Below are 17,413 nucleotides of genomic sequence, written 5' to 3'. Positions count from 1 at the left end.
TCTCTATGCAGGCAAGCGGTTATGAAAAATCAGCGCGAGGCCACCAGCGGCCACAATTCATCGGCGCCTCTGACGGCAACGAGCTTGCCGAGCTCGACCGCCCAGTAGCTTTCGGAGCCGAAATCGTCGCGCCATCCCAGCGCCCGCAGCGAGTAGCGATGCAGGATGTGTTCGATAGTGAAGCCGATCGCGCCATGCACCTGATGGGCGATGCCGCCGCCCTTTTCGGCCGCTTCCGAGCAACGGATTTTCGCCGATACCGCTTCGAGGAACACTTCGTCGTTGAATGAAGTGGCGTTGGCGATGGCATCTGCGGCCGAGGTCGCTGCGGCAAGCGCCGCTGCCGACTCGCCCGCGAGCCGCGCCAAATTGTGCTGCACCGCCTGGAATTTCGAAATCTTCTTCTCGAAGGCGACGCGCTCGTTGGAATAGCGCACGGAAATTTCCAGCATCGATTCCAGCGCGCCCGCGATCTGCAGGGAGCGGGCGACGCCGCCCATCAGCATCAGATGGGTTTGCTCAAAACCTTTCGGCGCCGGCCGGGTCGTGATCGGCTGCGCCTTGTCGAAGGTCACGGTGTCGCTGTGGTCACCGCCGAGGCCGAGGCCGGCATCGATCCGGCACTTGGCGGCTTCAACGAGCGCGATCGAGAGACCCTTGGCATCGCCGGCGACGACCGCGATGTGCTTGGCGGCCTTCGCAAACGGCACGCCGCGGGCCTTACCCGACAGGCTGCCATCGGCGTTGAGCGTGATGCGGTCTTTCGGGCTTGCGGGCGCGACCGTCATTTCGCCGTCGGGCGAGGAGATTTTCGCCTGCGCCAGCAGCCATCCCGCCAGCATGGTTTCGGCCAGCGGTACCGCGACCGCAAAACGTCCGGCGGCGCTGAGAACGGAAAAGCCTTCGGCAAGACTCGCGCCCGAACCGCCGCAATCCTCCGGCACCCAGGACAGCGGCAGGCCGGACTCGCTCAGCGCCTGCCAAAGCGGGGCCTTCCACGCGCCGTCCTTGTCGCGATTGATGGTTTGGGCGTCGGCGAGATCGGCGAAGATCTTCTCCGCGGTCTCGGCAACGATGTTCTCACTCTCCGCCACAGCGTTCCTCATCTTGATTGGCACAGCTTATTGGCACTGGGCCCGGCTGTTCCGCCAAGCTTAGGTGCGGTCTTTTCTTGCGCTTTATGATGCGGAAAAGCCATAGCCCTGACAAGCGCTGCCCGCAGGGCTGCCTGCGGCGGCGGCATGCGGAGCGACAGGCGAAGAATAAATTCCGCGCAACGGATTTCCCCGATTTGCAGGGGCTTTGCCGCGCGATATGGTAGACGCGGAAATAGGTTCGAACAAAGTTTCAAAACAAAAAGAGGAAATGCGGATGTCGAAGGATGGTTTGTGCGCGATCATAACGGGTTCGGCATCCGGCCTTGGGGCTGCGACCGCGGCCATTCTGGCCAAGGGCGGTGCGCGTATCGTCGTCAATTATTCCAACAGCAAGGCCGAGGCCGAAGCGACCGCTGACCTCTGCCGCACGGCGGGCGCCGAAGTCATCGTGGTGCAGGGCGACGTCTCGCGCGACGAGGATTGCAAGAAGATCGCCGCGGCTGCCGCATCCTGGGGACGGCTTGACGTCCTCGTCAATAATGCCGGCACCACCAAGCATGTGCCGCACGACAAGATGGATGATCTGACGGCGGAAGATTTCCAGCGTATCTATGCCGTCAACACCATCGGCCCGTTCCAGATGATCCGCGCCGCGCGTGCGCAGCTTGAAGCGGGCGCCAAGGCCTCCGGGCGGGCGTCCGCCGTGGTCAACGTGTCGTCGGTGGCCGGCATTTCCGGCGGCGGCTCGTCGGTCGCCTATGCCGCGAGCAAGGGCGCGCTCAACACCATGACGCAATCGCTGGGGCGCGCATTGGCGCCGTTGATCCGCGTCAATACGGTATGCCCGGGCTACATCGACACGCCCTGGTTCACCAAGGGTCGTGGCGAGGCTGGCGCCAAGGCGGTGCGGGATTCGGTGATTGCGAAGGTGCCGCTGAAGACGGCCTCAACGGCTGACGATATCGCGCAGCTCGTCTGCTTCCTCGCCTCGCCGGCGTCGGGACAGATGACCGGCGAGTTCGTGCGCATGGATGCGGGGATGCATTTGGTTTTGTGAGGCTCGTGCAATTATTCGTCGTCCCGGCGTTCGCCGGGACGACGGGATAGTTACCGATTACCCGGATCCGAAATCACGCGGCTGGCCACCAGCCGGTTCCAGATGAACAGCACGATCAGCGCGCCGATGGTGGCGGTGACGAAGCCGGCGCCCTGACTGGCACTGTAATAGCCCATCGCCTGGCCGATGAAGGTTGCGAGAAACGCGCCGGCGATGCCGAGCACCGTGGTCAGGATGAAGCCGCTCGGATTGTTGGGGCCGGGCGAAAGCAGGCGCGCGATAATTCCGGCGACAAAGCCGACGACGATGACCCAGATAATGCCACCCATGGCGATGGTCCTTTGCAATGTTCTATGAGGGAGAATGCGGCGCGAGCGCGCCGCGGCATCAAAGCCGGCCTGAGATTTCGTTCTCGTCCGGCAGCCTTCCGTCCGGCGTCAGGTGATTGATCACGTCGGGCAGATACTGGCTGAGACCCTGCAGCAGATCATCGCGCGACATACCGGTCTGCGAGGACAGCGATTCGATCTGGTCGGCGCCGAGCGCACTGGCGAGATCGCCCGGTGCGATCTCCTTGTTGGGGCCGTTGCTGACCCATGAACTCGCCGCGTCGCCCTGGCCCTTCTCCTGAAACTGCTTGAGCAGGTCGCCGAGACCGCCACTGAGGATGCTGCCGGCGGCGCCGCCGGCGAGCAAGCCGCCGAGGCCGCCCTTCATCAGATCGCTGAGGCCGCCTCCGCCCAAAGCACCACCTAAGCCGCCGGGCAGGCCCGCAGTCACGTTACCGGGCAGTTTCGGCGGGGCAGAAGGCGCCGAGGGCGCTGCACCGGGCTGACTGCCGCCGAAATGTTTCATGGCTTTCCAGGCCAGCAGAGCCAGGATCGCCATGGTCATCGGCGACATGCCCTCCTTGCTGTCCGATTGCGCGTTCGGGTTGCCGGGGCCGCGCGGGCCGTTCTGCATGCCGTTGAGTATGTCGAGTAAACCCATGGTAGTCTCCTGCAGCGTGTCAGCCCCCGGGCGAAACATAACGGTGGCCCATGACGGTTACAAGGCGCGCCCGGATAAGCGTTTGCGCCTTCGATAGGCACCGGGCGCCGGTTCTGCTATCGAACGGCCGGCAAAATAGAGGCAATTGAAGATGAACGCAGGCCGAACGATTGGCGTGGCGGGCGCGGGCAGCATCGGCTGCTTCGTCGGCGGCATGCTGGCGGCCGGCGGCCGCCGTGTCGCCTTGCTGGCACGCCCGCGCGTGATCGCCGAGATCGAGGCCAAAGGCCTGCGGCCGACGAGCTTTGAAGGCTTCGATCAAACGCTTGATGCCAGGAAGCTCACGCTGTCGGATAATCCCGCAATCCTTGGGGATGCCGGCGTGGTGCTGGTGTCAGTCAAAAGCGCCGATACCGCTGACATGGCGGATATCATCGCACGGCACGCTCCATCAGATGTCATTGTCGTCAGCCTGCAGAACGGCGTCGGCAATGTTGCGGTGCTGCGCAATCGCTTGCCCGGCCGGCGCGTGCTCGGCGGCATGGTGCCGTTCAATGTGATCACGGCAGGCGAGGGGCGGTTTCATCGCGCGACGTCGGGCGACATCGTGATCGAACAGGACGCCGCCGGTACCGCCGAAAAGCTTTCGGTGCCCGGACTGAACATGCGCCCGACCGGCAATATCGATGGCGTGCAATGGGGCAAGCTGCTGCTCAATCTCAACAACGCGCTCAATGCGCTGGCCGATTTGCCGCTGCGCCGCCAACTTGCGCAACGGCCCTGGCGGCGGTTGTTTGCCGACCAGGTGACGGAAGGATTGGCGGCGATGCGCGCAGAGGGCATCAAGCCGGTTTCGCCGACGCCGCTGCCGCCGGGCTGGATGCCGCATTTACTGCGTTTGCCGGATATGATGTTCGAAGCTGTGCTGGGACGGACGATGAAGATCGATCCCGAAGCGCGCTCCTCGATGTGGGAAGATCTGCAACGCGGCCGCCGCACCGAGATCGATTATTTTCAGGGCGTCATCACCGAGATCGCCGAGCGGCGCGGGCTGGACGTGCCGCTGTCGCGCCGGGTCGTCGAACTGATCCGCAAAGCCGAGGCCGCCGGCCAGGGTTCGCCGGGGCTGACACCGGATCAGGTCCGCAGCTGAAGTTGTCGGTTGCCTTGAAATGGCGCCGGTGCTGCGCGAGTTTTGCCTGGGAGCGTTCACTGGGAGAAGCGGCATGAAACCGACACGAACAGCCCCTCTGGCGATCGCCGCCTTTCTTGGCTGGCTATCCGTGCTTCCCGCGTATGCCGTGCCGCCCGTTGCGACGCCGTCGCCGGGCTATGAGGCGCGGCTGCAGGAGCAGCGGGCGGCCGCGGCGCGGGCCCATAGACCGGTCGCGCCAGTGATGAAGCCGCCGCGCCGCAGCAAGCGCGCGCCAGCGAATTGATTGATGCTGATGCGATCGTGATTGCGGATTGATGTTGTCGTCCCGGACAAGCGCAGCGCGATCTCAGATGCGCAATTGCGCATCGGGGGACCCATACGCCGCGGCCATGATTGTTTTATAAGGCATCTAACGCCAGAGCCCTTGCCGATGGGCCGCGGCGTATGGGTCCCGGCCTTCGCCGGGACGACGAAAGAAACTATGCCGGGACGACGGAAGAAATCAGCCCCGCTTCGGCTTGGCCGGCGGCGGGTTGAACAGCTTCTTCAAATCGTCGATGCTTTGCGACAGTCGCGGCCATTCGCAGGAGAAGGAATTTTTTGCGCAGTTGGAAGCCTTGATGCGCGCGGCCTGCTTGACCGGGCTTGCCACCGGCACCGGGATTTTTTCGACCTCGGTTCGCAGCGCCACCTGCTGCACGTCGCGTTGCGGTTCCGGTTGCTGCTGCTGTTGTTTGGCCGTGAAGGCCGCCGCGATGCTGCTGCGGCGCTGGCTTTCCAGATAGGCGGTATATTGCTGGTCGATCTTCTTCTGCTCTTCCGGCGTCGGGTTGGGCCCCGCGATGTCGAAGGTTCGGTCCTGCATGAAGTCGTAATAGGTGTAGCCGCCGCCAGGCTTGCGGCGGCCGGCGAACTTCGCGTTGCATTCGGCAAGCGCTGACGTCTTGTCTTCCTTGGTCTTCGCCTTCTCGGCGGCGTCAGCGCAAGATTCGAAGTCGACCGGCGTGCCGCGCCACCACTGCGCATGCGCATGCACCGGGCTCAGCACGACGAGGCCGGCGACGGCTGCGATAGCGAGCAGCGATGATGGTAACGCAATCACGGACGAAGTTTCCTCAACGTGAGTTCCAAAGTTGATTTGCGGTCATGGATTAAACCGATTGTCGCCATTTTGAGAGGCCTTGTCACCCCCGGAACCCGGCGATTTTCCAGCGCTGATTTCTTGCCTGTGAATGATGGAACCCACCGGCGGTTCATTGGAATTTATTCTGGAAATTCAACGCGAAAGGGGTTTGGACCCAATTGGGCGGAAGCCGGTCGGAGGCGGCTTCCGCCGCAGTCAGCCTGTTGACGCATTGTGGCAGGACTTTGCCATTTATTCCCTGTGCGGGTCCGGTGCGGTTTCGCCGAACAGCGTGCACAACGAAGGGGCGCGAGCTCACATCTGATGAAAATCCGTTCGACCGGCCGCCGATTTCCCGGCGAGCTCACGCGATCCCGATTCCAATACAGCCCAATGGAATAGAATTTTGGCATATCAATCTGTGCAAAAAGGTATTTGATTGCCCGGGTTTGGCGCTATCAAAGATGTCCGCGAACAAGAAGAAGCATCAGGGAAACCAACTGCATGAGCGTCACCATTGCCATGGATAGCGTGCCAAAGCCGGCGTCTGAGTTGATCGAGGCATTCAGGAGCGCGTCGACATCGATCATCAGCGACAACCTTGCCCGGCTGCCGGGCGCCGTGGGGCTGCGGCCGTTCCATCGCAGCGGCAGGCTGGTGGGCGTTGCCTTTACCGTCCGCACCCGGCCGGGCGACAATCTGGCCATTCACAAGGCGCTTGAGCTGGTTGGACCCGGCGACGTGATCGTGGTCGATGGCGGCGGCGACGAGAGCAGGGCGCTGGTCGGCGAGATCATGAAGACCATTGCCGAGTATCGTGGCGCTGCCGGCTATGTGATCGACGGCGCGATCCGCGACGTCGCCGCGTTTGCCGCGTCCGACTTTCCATGCTTTGCCCGCTCGGTCATTCACCGCGGCCCCTACAAGAGCGGCCCCGGCGAAATCAACGTGCCGGTCTCGATCGGCGGCTCGGTGATATCGCCGGGCGATATCGTGGTGGGGGACGAGGACGGCGTGGTGTCCTTTCCGGCCGCGATCGCACCCTCGTTGCTCGAGGCGGTGCGCGCCCAGACCAAGCGAGAAGAGGAAACGTTGGTGGCGATCCTCGAAGGCCGCTATCAGGGCTCCTACGGCAAATCATGATCGAGACGCAACGGACATTGGGACAACTGACGTTGAGGAAGCGACGATGAGTCAGAGGGACGAGTTTCACAATCTGGACAACCCGGATGACGGCCTGTTTCGCGATCTCGCGCCGGGTCTCACCACGCGCATCTTCGCCGGCGAGCAGGCCATGCTGTCGGTGGTGACGCTGGCGCCGCATTCGCAAGGCACCCTGCATCATCACCCCGAGGAGCAATGGGGCGTGCTGCTCGAAGGTTCGGCCGTGCGGGTGCAGGGCGATGAGGAAATCACGGTGAAGAAGGGCGATTTCTGGCGCACGCCGGGAAACGTGCCGCACACCATGCGCGCCGGGCCGGAGGGCGCCCGCGTGCTCGATATCTTCAGTCCGCCGCGGCCGGAATACAAAAAGCCGGGATCGGGTTTCGGCAATCAATAGCTCTGCGAAACAAAAAACAACCGCAGGAACAATCAGGGGGAGAGAAATGAAGAGGATCACGCGACGTACCATGCTGGCGGCGTCGGCCGCATTCACCTTCGCGCCGTCGCTGGCCTTGGCGCAAGCGGCGAAGAACATGACGCTGGTGGTGCCATTTCCGCCGGGAGGCTCCACCGACGCGCTGGCGCGGCTGCTGCAGTCTCACTTGCAGACCAAGCTCGGCCGTATCGTGCTGGTGGAGAACAAGTCGGGCGCCGCCGGTTCGCTCGGCGCGGCGCAGGTGGCCAAGAGCCCGCCTGACGGTTCGTCGTTTCTCGTGACCTTCGATTCTCACGCGGTGATCCCGGCCATTCTCGAAAAGCCGCAGGTCGACGTCGAGCAGGATCTGATGCCGGTGTTCCTCGTCGGCACAGCGCCCTATGTGATCGCGGCGAACGCCAGCCGGCCGTTCAAGACCTTTGCCGATATCGTTGCAGCGTCGAAAAAGGAGCCCGGCTCGATCAAATACGCATCCGTCGGCATCGGCACGCTCGGCCATCTCGCGATGACGATGCTGGCGAAGCAGGCCGGCGTGGAAATCACGCATGTGCCCTATCGCGGCGGCGGACCGGCCATGAACGACGTGCTCGGCGGACACGTCGACCTGATCGCGGGATCGGCGGCGCTGATCATGGCGCAGCTGGGGACCAATACGCTTCGCCCCATCCTGCAGCTGGGGCGCGAGCGGATGGCCTCGCTGCCAGACACGCAGACGGGAATCGAAGCCGGCTACCCCGATTCCGAGACGCTGGCCTGGTGGGGCATTTTTGCGCCCAAGGGTACGCCGCCTGATGTCATCGATGGCCTCGCAAAGCCGGTCCGCGAAATTCTGAGCGAGCCGGCGGTCGCGGCGCAGCTGCGCGAAACGCAGCAGATGTCGCTGCTGCTGGCCGACGCCAAGGATTTCGGCACGTTCTTCGCCAAACAGGTCAGCGCCTGGGGCAAAGTCGTGCGCGAGAACAACATCAAGGCGTAGGATCGGCTCTCATCCCCCCTGACCGATCCGGCGGCAGCCTCGCCAAATCTGCCGGGCGCCTTGCCGCGGCGGTAGCCCGTATGATTCCGGACCTATCCCAAAGACGCATAGGAAAAGCGGCCGACTCGTGGCGAACTTCCGGGAACCGCGCCCAACCTTTATGGCTTCCGCGCGTTGTCAGACTACGAAAAGTCACCGTTTCGGAGATCGTTGTGAACAGCACACTCACGTTGAAGCCCCGTCCCAGCAATACGGCCCTGATCGCCTGGCAGTTCACCGGGCAGCCGCTTTACGAATGGCCGAGCTGGGTACAATCGAGCTGCTCGCTTCACCGCAGCGACGACGGACAGCTCGAGCTTCGGCATGAGCGGCGGAGCGGCGCGCAGATCGTCTATCTGGGAGAGTGGCTGGTCCACGATCTCGACGGCGGCATCTGCTTCTACACCGACGCCGAAATCCGCAAGGAGTTCGATCTCGCCTGAGCGCTATTGACGCAGTCAACTTCGCGGCGAAGTGTGAACCACGCAACAATCTGACGCAATCTATAGGTTTATAGCTGTTGTCACTCACCCGGAGGGGCAATCCGAAAATTTCGAATTGCATTTTAAGGAACTAAGACGACTCAACTGGCGCCCCTCTCCTCATAGTATTTCCTGATTGGAGAAAGCGATGGCAACAGAAGTGAATGTCCAGCCCGGCCATGGCAAAGCTGGCCGTCATCCGACCCGACAATTTCTCGATACGCTTTCCGGGCACGACGATCCCGGCATGTTCGGTCGGATGTTTCCGAACCTCGATCCGCTGGCGGTCGATGACACGCCGCTGCAGGAACTCGCCGACGCGATGAAAGACCCGAACCCCGGCGATCCCGCCGGGAACAACACCAAGGTGCCGGCCGGCTTCACCTATCTCGGGCAGTTCGTCGACCACGACATCACGCTGGATCTGACGTCGTTCGGTGAAAAGGAAGCCGATCCCAACGCGGTCGAGAATTTCCGTACGCCCGCGCTCGATCTGGACAACGTCTATGGCCTCGGTCCGGATGGCAGCCGGCATCTTTACGCGCGCAATCCTGGCGATCCCGATGGCAAGGGTCCTGGTCCGAAACTGTTGATAGGCAAGACCATCAGCGTGCCGGCCGGCAATGTAACCATCACCCCTCGCAACGATCTGCCGCGCAGTCCCGAAGGCTTCGCGCTGATCGGCGATCATCGCAACGACGAAAACCTCGTGGTCGCGCAGACGCATCTGGCGATGCTGAAATTCCACAACAAGGTGTGCGATCAGCTGGCTGCGGCGGGCACGCCCGCCGACGAGATATTCGTGCAGGCCCGCCAGATCGTGACCTGGCACTATCAGTGGATGGTGCTGCACGATTTCGTCGAGCGCATCACCGAAAAGGGGATCGTTGCGAAAATCCTCGAACAGGGCCGCCGCTTCTATCGCTTCAAGAAGACGCCCTACATGCCCGTCGAGTTTTCCGGGGCCGCGTACCGGCTCGGCCACAGCATGGTGCGCGAGGTCTATAGCCACAATCGCATCTTCACGCCCGGTCCCGGCGGACTAATCCCGGCCTCGCTCGACCTGCTGTTCAAGTTCACCGGTTTGTCCGGCGGCATTGTCGGCGATCTCGCGCCGAATCCTGTCGTGCCTCCGCTGCCGATTCCATTGCTTTCCAGCAACTGGATCATCGACTGGCGGCGTTACTTTGAAGTGCTGGCCACCAATCCGGCTGACGTCAGGCTCAATCCCTCGCGCAAGCTCGATCCGTTCGTGGTGCCGCAATTGCATACGCTCCCGGGCGGCGGCCCCGTCGCCACCCGCAGCCTGCCGTTCCGCAATTTGAAGCGCGGCGTGCTGCTCGGATTGCCGTCGGGACAGGATGTCGCCAAGGCGATGCGGATCAAAAACCCGCTGACTTCGGCCGAGATCGCCAAGGGCACCGACGGCGCGGTGGCGAAGAAGCATGGCCTGCACGAGCACACCCCGCTCTGGTACTACATCCTCAAAGAGGCCGAGCAACGCGGCGGCGGCGAAAAACTCGGCCCGGTGGGCGCCACGATTATTTCGGAAGTCTTCGTCGGCCTCGTGCATGGCGACCGCCAGTCGTATCTCTGGCTCAAGGGCAAGAACTGGAAACCGACGCTGCCCTCCAAGACACCGGGTGATTTCACCATGGCCGACTTGCTGCGGTTCGTCGGCGATGTCAGCCCGATCGACGGGATTTCGACGGTGTAGAGCGTTTTCCAGCGAAGTGGCGTCCGGTTCGCGTCAAGAAAACGCGTCAAAACAAGAATCTGGAGCCCCGTTTCGACTCCCTCGGAACGGGGCTCCAGGTGGCAGAATCACCAGAAATCCTGCGGTTGCGCGTTCCAGATCACGGCGCAATCGCAGGCTGGCGATCAGGCTTCCGCTCTGGTATGGAATCGCGAAGCCTGCCTATTCGGTGGGTTCGCGGTCCCGTAGCTCAGCCGGATAGAGCGACGGTTTCCTAAACCGTAGGTCGCATGTTCGAGTCATGCCGGGATCGCCAGTTCAGAATCCAACAATCCAGATAAAGACGGGCATATCTCACCGTACGCGCTCCGGTGCATGCCGCGTTTTCGGTGTGAACGGGCCTTCCGGCGGTGACGTCATCAATGCGACCAGCATGAGCCCCAGAAGCGCAGCCCAGAACGTCAGCCAGAACCCGTCGATGTAGGCGAGAACATTGGCTTCGCGCCGGACCAAAGCAGCCAGGGTGCTGAGCCCCCGAGCTGTTGCGATATCCGATCCATGGCTGAGGAACGGCGCGGTGATCCGAGAGAGGGTCTGCGTTACACCGGCGTCACCGGCGACGACGTGTTGACCGAGCAGGTTTGAGTACGTCTGTTCGCGGACACGCAGCCAGGTCGTGATCAGCGCAACGCCGATTTCCGCGCCGCCGAGGCGCAAGACCTGGATATAGGCCGAGAACGCCGTCGCGCGAGCCGGATCGGCATTGGCGAAGGCGTACACCATGATCGCAAGGAACGTCAGGCCGTAACCGGCAGACTGAAAAAGTGCGACGGGCACGAAGGCGGCGGGATCCCAGTCGCTGGTCAGCTTTGTGCCGAGCAAGCCTGCGGCTGCAAATGCCGAGAGACCGAGGACCAGCACGAACCGGGCGTCGATCCGTCGCAGCAGGACGACGGCAATCGGAACCAGCAGCACGAGCGGCAGTGCGACGTAATTCAGCAGCAGCGGGCCGATTTGTTCGGGCCTCAACTGCCGAACGGTCGTGAGGAAGTTGGGTATCAGCGCGACGTTGGACAGGCTGGTCACGATGAAGCAAAGAGCAGCGAGCAGCATCAGTCCGATGTTGCGCGAAAAGATCACGCTCGCTTGGGCCCAAGGCTCCGGCACGACGGCCTCGTTCACCAGGAATGCCGCGATCAGCGCCGCGCCGCCGCACAGAAGGGCGAGGACCGTGCCGGAGGAGAGCCAGCCGAGCCGATTTCCCTGATCGAGTCCTGCGAACAGCAAAGTAAGTCCTGCGCCGAACAGCAGCATGCCGCCCCAGTCCGCCCGGCGCAGCAGATCGTAATTGATCGGCTCGGAACGGGCGCCCAGACAGGCGCACAGGGCCATCAGGGGAGCGAGCAGCGCGTCGCCCCAATAGACCCATTGCCAGCCGAGGGCCTGAACATACACGTCAACCAGCGAGATCCCGGCATTTGCCGTGAATGCCAGGCGAAACGCATAGAGCGCCATGGCTGGCAGCCACCATCGGGGTGGCAGGCTGCGCAGTATCACCATCATGGTGGCCGGCACGAAGACGCCGAGACACAGCCCGTGAACGATGTGCAGCGCAAGCAGCAGATCGTACGAGCGCACGAAGGGGATGGCGAGCGAGACGATGGTGTAGAGCAGCGTCGGGGCAACGAACAGCCGTCGGATGCCGACCGTGGATGCGAGCCAGGCGACGGCCGGCGCGATCATGATCTGTGACGCGGTTCCGGCCGTGCTGAGCCAGGCGCCCTCGTCGAAGCTCAGGCTCAGCGCGCCTTTGATGTCGGCGAGCCCGATCGCGAAGAAGCGGCTGTGAAAGCTGACGATGAACGGGCCCAACAGGACGGCGGCCACCGCGAAGAGTGGGCGGTACTGCGAAGCAGGCTTGTCGGCGGGGCCGGTATCGGCTGTCTCCGCGGAATCGCTCACGGCTGTGCCCGCTGATTTCGGGGCGCTTCGGTATGGATACGCGTCGTGACCGACATGCCCGAGCGCAGGCGTTCAAGCAGCTTCTGGTCCGGTGCAAAGCCGATCCGCACGGGAATCCGCTGGACCACTTTGGTGAAATTGCCCGTCGCATTGTCGGGAGGCAGCAGCGCGAACTGCGAGCCGCTCGCGGGAGAGAGGCGCTCGACATACCCGCGCAGCAACTCGCCGGGGAACGTATCGACGGCGATGTCGACGGCCTGTCCCTCGGTCACCCGCGTCAATTGGGTTTCCTTGTAATTGGCGATCACATGGAGTTTGGGGAGCGCCGTAACCGCGATCAGCAGGCTGCCGACGTTCACATAGTCGCCCTGCTGCACCTGGCGTTCGCCGACGACGCCATCGAATGGCGCGGTGATCCTTGTATAGCCGAGGCGCAGCTGCGCTGCCGCGAGAGCGGCCTCGGCGGCCTGCAGGTCAGACGCGCGTTGCGCCTTTGTGCCGGTCAGCACGTCGAGCTGTCGTCGCTGCGCGTCCACGGCAGCTTCGCTCGCCCGCAGGTCATTCTGGGCCTTGACGTGCTCGGCTATGACCGTTTCGATTTTTTGCTGCGTGCTGAAGCCTGACTGTGCGAGCTTCTCTTGCCGCTCGCGTTCCTGGCGTGCCTGAATTTCGTGCGCCACCGCAGATGCCTGTTGCGATTCGGCCTGGGAAATCGTGGCGCGCTGCAGCGCGATCTGGTTATTGAGGTTGTCATGCGCCGTTCTGGCTGCGGCAACGGCGGCCTCGGCCTGTGCGACCTGGACGGCATAATCAGCGGGATCGATTTCCGCCAGCAGGTCGCCCGCCTTGACACGCTGGAAGTCTCTGACCGCGACCGTGCGCACCATGCCTGCGACCCTGCTCGCGAGGCGCGTCATCTCCGTTCGAACGTATGCGTTGTCGGTTTCCTGAACCGCGGCCTGGCCGGTCCACCGGTCCCATCGCGTGATCGCGATGGTGACAAAGCCCAGAACCATCGCAAGCGCGAACAGCGGGATGCCAAATCGTCCGAGCGCGCCCCACGAGGTGGGCGCCTTTGTCTGTTCCGCTTTCGGATGCGACGTGTGCTCGGAGGGCGGCGGCTGCACCTCGGCGGACTGTGCGGGAAGCTGGGGCAGGGGCGTAGACATTTTTTGCGCCGATCATCCGCCGCTGATGGTGCCGGCTCGCGTGGCGGGCGCATGGCGATCCACGAGAAAGGCAACCAGGGTGGAGGGACGAATGGCCTTGATGGCCGGAAGCGGGGTCTCGTCGTCGGCGAGTGCATCTCCCTTCAAAAGATGTGCGGTGCCGGCATTGATCTCTCCGTCGAAGACATACAGCAGCTGATCCATGCCATCGGCCCGGGGGATCTCGATCTCGCGGCCGGCCGGCAGGTGCGCGTCATAGACCGTGACCTGCTGGCGGACCTTGAGCGGCGCGTCGCTTGCCTCCGGCGCGGCGATGAGATGCCAGCTGCCGTCGGCAAGAGTGTCGTCGCGGTCGTGGAACTGAACTTCGCCGGGCAGATCCGCCTCGCGGGGGCGGATGAAGATCTGAAGCATTTCGATGGGGTCTGAAGGCGCGGATTCCTCATGCCAGAAGCTCCGGCCCGCGTTCATCATCATCAGCCTGTCCGGCGATAGCGCCACGCGGTTGCCCGACGAGTCCTCATGCACCATGGTGCCGCGCCTCATGTAGCTCAGGATCTCGTCGTTGACGTGCTCGTGGAAGCGCACCACGGTGTCGACGCCAAGATTGGCGTGATCGAGGACCGCGAGCGGCCCGAAGGCCGGATCGGCGTTCGATCCGAGGACAAGGCCAGGCCGCACGCGCCGGATCTTGAACGATCCGTGCTCGAAGCCGCGGCTGCGCTCTGCGCGTAGAATTTTCAACATTCGGCAACTCCATGCTGAGACTCGTGGACAGGAGTCCCGGCGTTGTTTGAGCCGGGATCATGTCGAATGAGCCGTCCTGATTTCGTGCGACCTCAACGGTGGTTACGACTGGATGGCCGGGCGCCGGTGGTGGTCAGTCGAGGGGCGGGCCGACGAATTCGACGCTGTATTTCGCAGCGATCTCGTTCACCCGGTCCATTCCGTCCTTCGATGACAGCCCTTCTTTCTCGACCTCGCGGAAGAAGCCTTCGCCTTTTCCCGGGGACAGCATGACGAGCACGCGGGAAGTGCCGGGGCCGATGCCCTTGAAGGCGTGGCACGCGCCGGGCGGGATCAACGCGGTCGTTCCCGCCTCAGCCACGGCTTCCGTCCCGTCGCAGTGAAACTTCACCGACCCGGACAGCACCGTGAACATCTCGTGCTCGACATGGTGGATGTGCAAAGGAGGGCCTGCCCCTTCTTCGATTTCCTCCTCGAACACGCAGAACGCGCCGCCGGTATCTTCGGGTGTGATGCGAAAATAGCGCTTGAATCCGAAAGCGCTGTTGGCCTCACCTGCTGCGGGCGCATGGACGATCGGCGTCTGTTTTTGGGTCATGTTCCGTTCAGCCTTCTTGATCTGTGGTGGGATCGAGACGCGCGTTCTTTGACAAACACGTCTCGTCACCGGTTACGACTGGATCGGCGGAAGCACCTCGGTGAACAGCAACTGGATCAGCTGTTGACCGTGGGGCGTGCCCCAGTTCTGGGCCAGTTCCGCGAGCATGGTGTTGGTGGCGGTCAGGACGACGCCGGCGTCTTGCATGCGGCGGCGCGACATGTCCTCGGACAATTCGAACGGCGATCCCGAAGCGTCCATCACGGCCTGCACGTTGTAGCCTTCGGTCACCGCATCGATGGCGGGGAAGACGAGGCAGACGTCGGTGGTCACGCCGGCCATGATCAGGTTCTTCCGCCCCGTTGCTTCCACAGCCGCCTTGAAGTTGGCGTCGGTCCAGGCGTTGACGACGCCTTCGCGCTTGACGCGCTTCTCGAAGGCGTCCGGCAGAATGTCCTTCAGTTCCGGCAGCAGCGGCCCCTGTAAACGATCCTCCTGGCTGGAGGTCAGCACGGTCGGGATGCCAAGGATTTTGGCGGCTTTGGCCAGCACGAGCGACATGCGCTTGGCCCGCGCGACGTCGATATTCTTGATGAGCTGCATGGTGCCGACCTGGTGGTCGATCAGCAGAAGCGCCGAGTTCTTCGGGGTGAATGTCGTGGTCATAACCAGTCTCCGGTGCCCGTTGCGAGCCTAATTGCTCGCATGGAGGCTACATTTGGAACGAATTGCTGAGGAGACTTGATGTTTGCTACCTTATGTTCCAAAAATGAAACATGAAAACCTTCGGTGATTTTGACGGCCTCGCGCTGTTCATCCGCATCGTGCAAGCTGGCGGCTTCGCCTCAGCTGAACGCGCGACGGGCATCCCGAAGGCCACGCTCTCGCGCCGGCTGTCGGCGCTGGAAGAGACCCTGAATGTCAGGCTTGCGCGCCGGACCAAGAAGGGCGTGATACTCACCGAACAGGGGCAGCAGCTGTTCGAGCGCGGCCGGTCTGCGTTCATGCTGGCTGAGCAGGCTGTCGCCGAGGTTCAGGACGAGCGCGTCGCGCTGTCGGGCACCGTTCGCTTGTCGCTTCCCCCTGATATGGCGACCGCGGTTCTTGGCCCCGCACTGATCGGCTTCAAGACCAGATATCCCGACGTTACCATCGAGATGACGCTCACGGATCGCAGGGTCTCGCTGATCGAGGAAGGCTACGATCTCGTGGTTCGCATGGGGCCGGTGGCAGACTCCGAATTGATGTTCCGTAGAATCGCCGATTTGCCGCGCGCCTTGGTCGCAAGCCCCGCCTTCCTCGCTGCACATCCCGATCTCTGCACGCCACAAGATCTGGAAATGCTGCCGGCGCTCGCGATCCGCCGCGATCTCATCGAATGGGATCTGAAAGATGCTCAGGGGATGCGCGCCATCATACGTCCCGCGATCGGCTTTGCCGCAAACCGCCAGACCATTCTCGTCGACGCTGCCCGCGCCGGTCTCGGCATCGCCAATCTGCCGAAATTCCTGATCGAGGATGCCATGGCAACCGGCGCACTCGTTCCCGTCCTGCCGGATTGGGAGCCGTCACCCGTAGAGATGACTGCGCTGTGGCAGAAGGACAGGATCAGCGGACGTCTGATCAAGGCCATCGTCAGCGCATTTGAGGAAGCGCTACGCGCCAAACCGATCGAGGTCTAGAGTGTGGCGCTGTGCGTAGGCGGACCTTCACGGGACCGCAATCCACGGCGCTTCTTCCCGGCCGCCGTCAACGCTCGTAGCTTGCCGGGTCCGCGCTGTCAGACGGATTTGCGAATGCGTTGCGCAAAACCACCGGCATCGGATTGCGAAAATTGAGGCCGCTCGGCGGCACCGGTGATTCGAACCACTTCTTGTAGATCACCTCGATCTCGGGGCTGCGGTACAGGTTCGCGGTCGCGCGATCCGCCACGGTCTTGAACGGTGCATCATCCTTGCGCAGCATGATCCCGTAGGGTTCGGCCTTCGAAAATGCCTCCTCGCTGATGATGTAGGCCGACGGGTCCTTTGATCGCGCGATCGCGACGGCGAGCTGCACGTCATCGAGGACGTAGGCGGCGGCGCGGCCGGTCTCCAGCATCAGAAACGCCTCCGCCTGGTCCTTGGCGGCCAGCACCGCAACACCGAGATTTCGTGTGGTACTGGCCTGGGTGAGCTGCACCATATTGGTCGAGCCTGAGATCGCGACGACAGGCTTGCCTTTCAGCGCGTCGATCGTGGTGATGTTGTCGGCCTTCCTCGCCGCAAAGCGTGTCGCCGACAGGAAATGCGAGTTTGTGAACGCCACCTGGCGCTGGCGCTCCGCATTGTTGGTGGTGGACGAGCAGACCAGATCAACCGTTCCATTCATCATCAGCGGAATGCGATTGGACGACGTCACCGGGCTTGTCTCGACTTTCAGGCTGGAAAGCTTGAGCTCCTGCTTCACCGCGTCCACGATTTTCATGCAGATATCGACGGCGTATCCAATCACCTTCTGGTCGCCGTCCAGATAGCTGAACGGCACCGAGGCTTCCTGGATGCCGAGCACGACCCGGTTGGTCTCCTTGATCTTCTGCAGCGTCCCGGTCAGCTCGCTCGCATTTGCAGAGACGGTCATCAGAATAGCTGCAACCATGATCGCTGGCAGTCGCATCGGGTTTACTCCGTGGATATCGACAAGTCGGGAAGGACGTGATGCGGGGTGAAAACCGAGTGCATC

Annotated in this window: 19 protein-coding genes and 1 tRNA gene; 10 read left to right on the top strand and 10 right to left on the bottom strand. The window is 62.8% G+C overall.

What is annotated here, in order from left to right; genetic code table 11:
• Positions 1-29 precede the first annotated feature (29 nt).
• Complete coding sequence (locus JQ600_RS18920) at positions 30-1,094, bottom strand: acyl-CoA dehydrogenase family protein (protein WP_212386526.1); 1,065 nt, start codon at positions 1,092-1,094, stop codon at positions 30-32.
• 277 nt (positions 1,095-1,371) lie between these two features.
• Here JQ600_RS18920 and JQ600_RS18915 point away from each other — a divergent pair, with 277 nt between their 5' ends.
• Positions 1,372-2,154 (top strand): SDR family NAD(P)-dependent oxidoreductase, encoded by a 783-nt coding sequence (locus JQ600_RS18915; protein ID WP_212265696.1) that lies wholly within the window; start codon positions 1,372-1,374, stop codon positions 2,152-2,154.
• Between the two features lie 50 nt (positions 2,155-2,204).
• Here the strand turns inward: JQ600_RS18915 and JQ600_RS18910 are convergent, their stop codons facing one another.
• Both JQ600_RS18910 and JQ600_RS18905 read right to left on the bottom strand, forming a co-directional pair.
• On the bottom strand, positions 2,205-2,483 hold the full coding sequence (locus JQ600_RS18910; RefSeq protein ID WP_192736510.1) for a GlsB/YeaQ/YmgE family stress response membrane protein: 279 nt from the start codon (positions 2,481-2,483) through the stop codon (positions 2,205-2,207).
• A gap of 58 nt (positions 2,484-2,541) precedes the next feature.
• A complete protein-coding gene (locus JQ600_RS18905) occupies positions 2,542-3,144 on the bottom strand; it encodes a YidB family protein (protein ID WP_212265697.1) in 603 nt (200 codons plus the stop codon).
• Positions 3,145-3,295: 151 nt separating this feature from the next.
• Here JQ600_RS18905 and JQ600_RS18900 point away from each other — a divergent pair, with 151 nt between their 5' ends.
• Complete coding sequence (locus tag JQ600_RS18900) at positions 3,296-4,297, top strand: 2-dehydropantoate 2-reductase (protein WP_212386527.1); 1,002 nt, start codon at positions 3,296-3,298, stop codon at positions 4,295-4,297.
• 73 nt (positions 4,298-4,370) lie between these two features.
• Positions 4,371-4,583, top strand: coding sequence for a hypothetical protein (locus JQ600_RS18895; protein WP_249135967.1), 213 nt, complete (start codon positions 4,371-4,373; stop codon positions 4,581-4,583).
• Positions 4,584-4,802: 219 nt separating this feature from the next.
• Here JQ600_RS18895 and JQ600_RS18890 read toward each other — a convergent pair whose 3' ends face one another.
• A complete protein-coding gene (locus JQ600_RS18890) occupies positions 4,803-5,399 on the bottom strand; it encodes a hypothetical protein (protein WP_409363271.1) in 597 nt (198 codons plus the stop codon).
• A 528-nt stretch (positions 5,400-5,927) separates the two neighbouring features.
• Between JQ600_RS18890 and JQ600_RS18885 the strand changes: the two genes are divergently transcribed.
• The 6 genes from JQ600_RS18885 (at position 5,928) to JQ600_RS18860 (ending at position 10,532) form a co-directional block, all read left to right on the top strand.
• Entirely contained in the window at positions 5,928-6,566 is a 639-nt protein-coding gene (locus JQ600_RS18885; protein ID WP_212386529.1) for an RraA family protein, read from the top strand.
• A gap of 46 nt (positions 6,567-6,612) precedes the next feature.
• Entirely contained in the window at positions 6,613-6,984 is a 372-nt protein-coding gene (locus tag JQ600_RS18880; RefSeq protein ID WP_212037010.1) for a cupin domain-containing protein, read from the top strand.
• 46 nt (positions 6,985-7,030) lie between these two features.
• Entirely contained in the window at positions 7,031-7,999 is a 969-nt protein-coding gene (locus JQ600_RS18875) for a tripartite tricarboxylate transporter substrate-binding protein (RefSeq protein ID WP_212490027.1), read from the top strand.
• Positions 8,000-8,211: 212 nt separating this feature from the next.
• Entirely contained in the window at positions 8,212-8,481 is a 270-nt protein-coding gene (locus JQ600_RS18870; RefSeq protein WP_212386531.1) for a hypothetical protein, read from the top strand.
• Positions 8,482-8,668: 187 nt separating this feature from the next.
• Positions 8,669-10,237 carry a heme peroxidase family protein gene (locus JQ600_RS18865; protein ID WP_212386532.1) on the top strand — a complete coding sequence of 523 codons (1,569 nt, stop codon included), beginning with the start codon at positions 8,669-8,671 and terminating at the stop codon, positions 10,235-10,237.
• 218 nt (positions 10,238-10,455) lie between these two features.
• A tRNA-Arg gene (locus JQ600_RS18860) sits at positions 10,456-10,532 on the top strand.
• A gap of 38 nt (positions 10,533-10,570) precedes the next feature.
• Here JQ600_RS18860 and JQ600_RS18855 read toward each other — a convergent pair.
• From JQ600_RS18855 to JQ600_RS18835, 5 genes are all read right to left on the bottom strand, one after another.
• On the bottom strand, positions 10,571-12,178 hold the full coding sequence (locus JQ600_RS18855; protein ID WP_212386574.1) for an MFS transporter: 1,608 nt from the start codon (positions 12,176-12,178) through the stop codon (positions 10,571-10,573).
• On the bottom strand, positions 12,175-13,347 hold the full coding sequence (locus JQ600_RS18850; protein ID WP_212386575.1) for an HlyD family secretion protein: 1,173 nt from the start codon (positions 13,345-13,347) through the stop codon (positions 12,175-12,177). The genes JQ600_RS18855 and JQ600_RS18850 overlap by 4 nt, the downstream gene beginning before the upstream one ends.
• A gap of 12 nt (positions 13,348-13,359) precedes the next feature.
• Positions 13,360-14,094, bottom strand: a complete 735-nt coding sequence (locus JQ600_RS18845; RefSeq protein WP_212386576.1) for a pirin family protein — start codon at positions 14,092-14,094, stop codon at positions 13,360-13,362.
• A gap of 133 nt (positions 14,095-14,227) precedes the next feature.
• Positions 14,228-14,692, bottom strand: a complete 465-nt coding sequence (locus JQ600_RS18840) for a cupin domain-containing protein (RefSeq protein ID WP_212386577.1) — start codon at positions 14,690-14,692, stop codon at positions 14,228-14,230.
• A gap of 72 nt (positions 14,693-14,764) precedes the next feature.
• Positions 14,765-15,358, bottom strand: coding sequence for an isochorismatase family protein (locus JQ600_RS18835; RefSeq protein ID WP_212386578.1), 594 nt, complete (start codon positions 15,356-15,358; stop codon positions 14,765-14,767).
• A 110-nt stretch (positions 15,359-15,468) separates the two neighbouring features.
• On the opposite strand from JQ600_RS18835, the gene JQ600_RS18830 reads away from it, so the two are divergent.
• Positions 15,469-16,374: a LysR family transcriptional regulator gene (locus JQ600_RS18830; RefSeq protein ID WP_212265709.1), complete on the top strand. Its 906-nt coding sequence runs from the start codon at positions 15,469-15,471 to the stop codon at positions 16,372-16,374.
• 67 nt (positions 16,375-16,441) lie between these two features.
• On the opposite strand, the gene JQ600_RS18825 is transcribed toward JQ600_RS18830, so the two are convergent.
• Positions 16,442-17,347, bottom strand: a complete 906-nt coding sequence (locus tag JQ600_RS18825; RefSeq protein WP_212265710.1) for an amino acid ABC transporter substrate-binding protein — start codon at positions 17,345-17,347, stop codon at positions 16,442-16,444.
• Between the last annotated feature and the right edge of the window lie 66 nt (positions 17,348-17,413).

The sequence above is a fragment of the Bradyrhizobium sp. AUGA SZCCT0176 genome, assembly GCF_018130145.1.
In the GTDB taxonomy this organism is placed as follows: Bacteria; Pseudomonadota; Alphaproteobacteria; order Rhizobiales; family Xanthobacteraceae; genus Bradyrhizobium.
Note: the sequence above shows the minus strand (reverse complement) of the source record. Positions and strands in the feature narration are given on the sequence as shown.

What these genes read in the sequence shown, in the direction of transcription:
- JQ600_RS18900 (WP_212386527.1), top strand. Translation starts at nt 3,296, where the DNA reads ATGAACGCAGGCCGAACGATTGGCGTGGCGGGCGCGGGCAGCATCGGC.
- JQ600_RS18840 (WP_212386577.1), bottom strand. Translation starts at nt 14,692, where the DNA reads ATGACCCAAAAACAGACGCCGATCGTCCATGCGCCCGCAGCAGGTGAG.
- JQ600_RS18905 (WP_212265697.1), bottom strand. Translation starts at nt 3,144, where the DNA reads ATGGGTTTACTCGACATACTCAACGGCATGCAGAACGGCCCGCGCGGC.
- JQ600_RS18865 (WP_212386532.1), top strand. Translation starts at nt 8,669, where the DNA reads ATGGCAACAGAAGTGAATGTCCAGCCCGGCCATGGCAAAGCTGGCCGT.
- JQ600_RS18835 (WP_212386578.1), bottom strand. Translation starts at nt 15,358, where the DNA reads ATGACCACGACATTCACCCCGAAGAACTCGGCGCTTCTGCTGATCGAC.
- JQ600_RS18885 (WP_212386529.1), top strand. Translation starts at nt 5,928, where the DNA reads ATGAGCGTCACCATTGCCATGGATAGCGTGCCAAAGCCGGCGTCTGAG.
- JQ600_RS18825 (WP_212265710.1), bottom strand. Translation starts at nt 17,347, where the DNA reads ATGCGACTGCCAGCGATCATGGTTGCAGCTATTCTGATGACCGTCTCT.
- JQ600_RS18915 (WP_212265696.1), top strand. Translation starts at nt 1,372, where the DNA reads ATGTCGAAGGATGGTTTGTGCGCGATCATAACGGGTTCGGCATCCGGC.
- JQ600_RS18845 (WP_212386576.1), bottom strand. Translation starts at nt 14,094, where the DNA reads ATGTTGAAAATTCTACGCGCAGAGCGCAGCCGCGGCTTCGAGCACGGA.
- JQ600_RS18880 (WP_212037010.1), top strand. Translation starts at nt 6,613, where the DNA reads ATGAGTCAGAGGGACGAGTTTCACAATCTGGACAACCCGGATGACGGC.
- JQ600_RS18875 (WP_212490027.1), top strand. Translation starts at nt 7,031, where the DNA reads ATGAAGAGGATCACGCGACGTACCATGCTGGCGGCGTCGGCCGCATTC.
- JQ600_RS18895 (WP_249135967.1), top strand. Translation starts at nt 4,371, where the DNA reads ATGAAACCGACACGAACAGCCCCTCTGGCGATCGCCGCCTTTCTTGGC.
- JQ600_RS18850 (WP_212386575.1), bottom strand. Translation starts at nt 13,347, where the DNA reads ATGTCTACGCCCCTGCCCCAGCTTCCCGCACAGTCCGCCGAGGTGCAG.
- JQ600_RS18830 (WP_212265709.1), top strand. Translation starts at nt 15,469, where the DNA reads ATGAAAACCTTCGGTGATTTTGACGGCCTCGCGCTGTTCATCCGCATC.
- JQ600_RS18910 (WP_192736510.1), bottom strand. Translation starts at nt 2,483, where the DNA reads ATGGGTGGCATTATCTGGGTCATCGTCGTCGGCTTTGTCGCCGGAATT.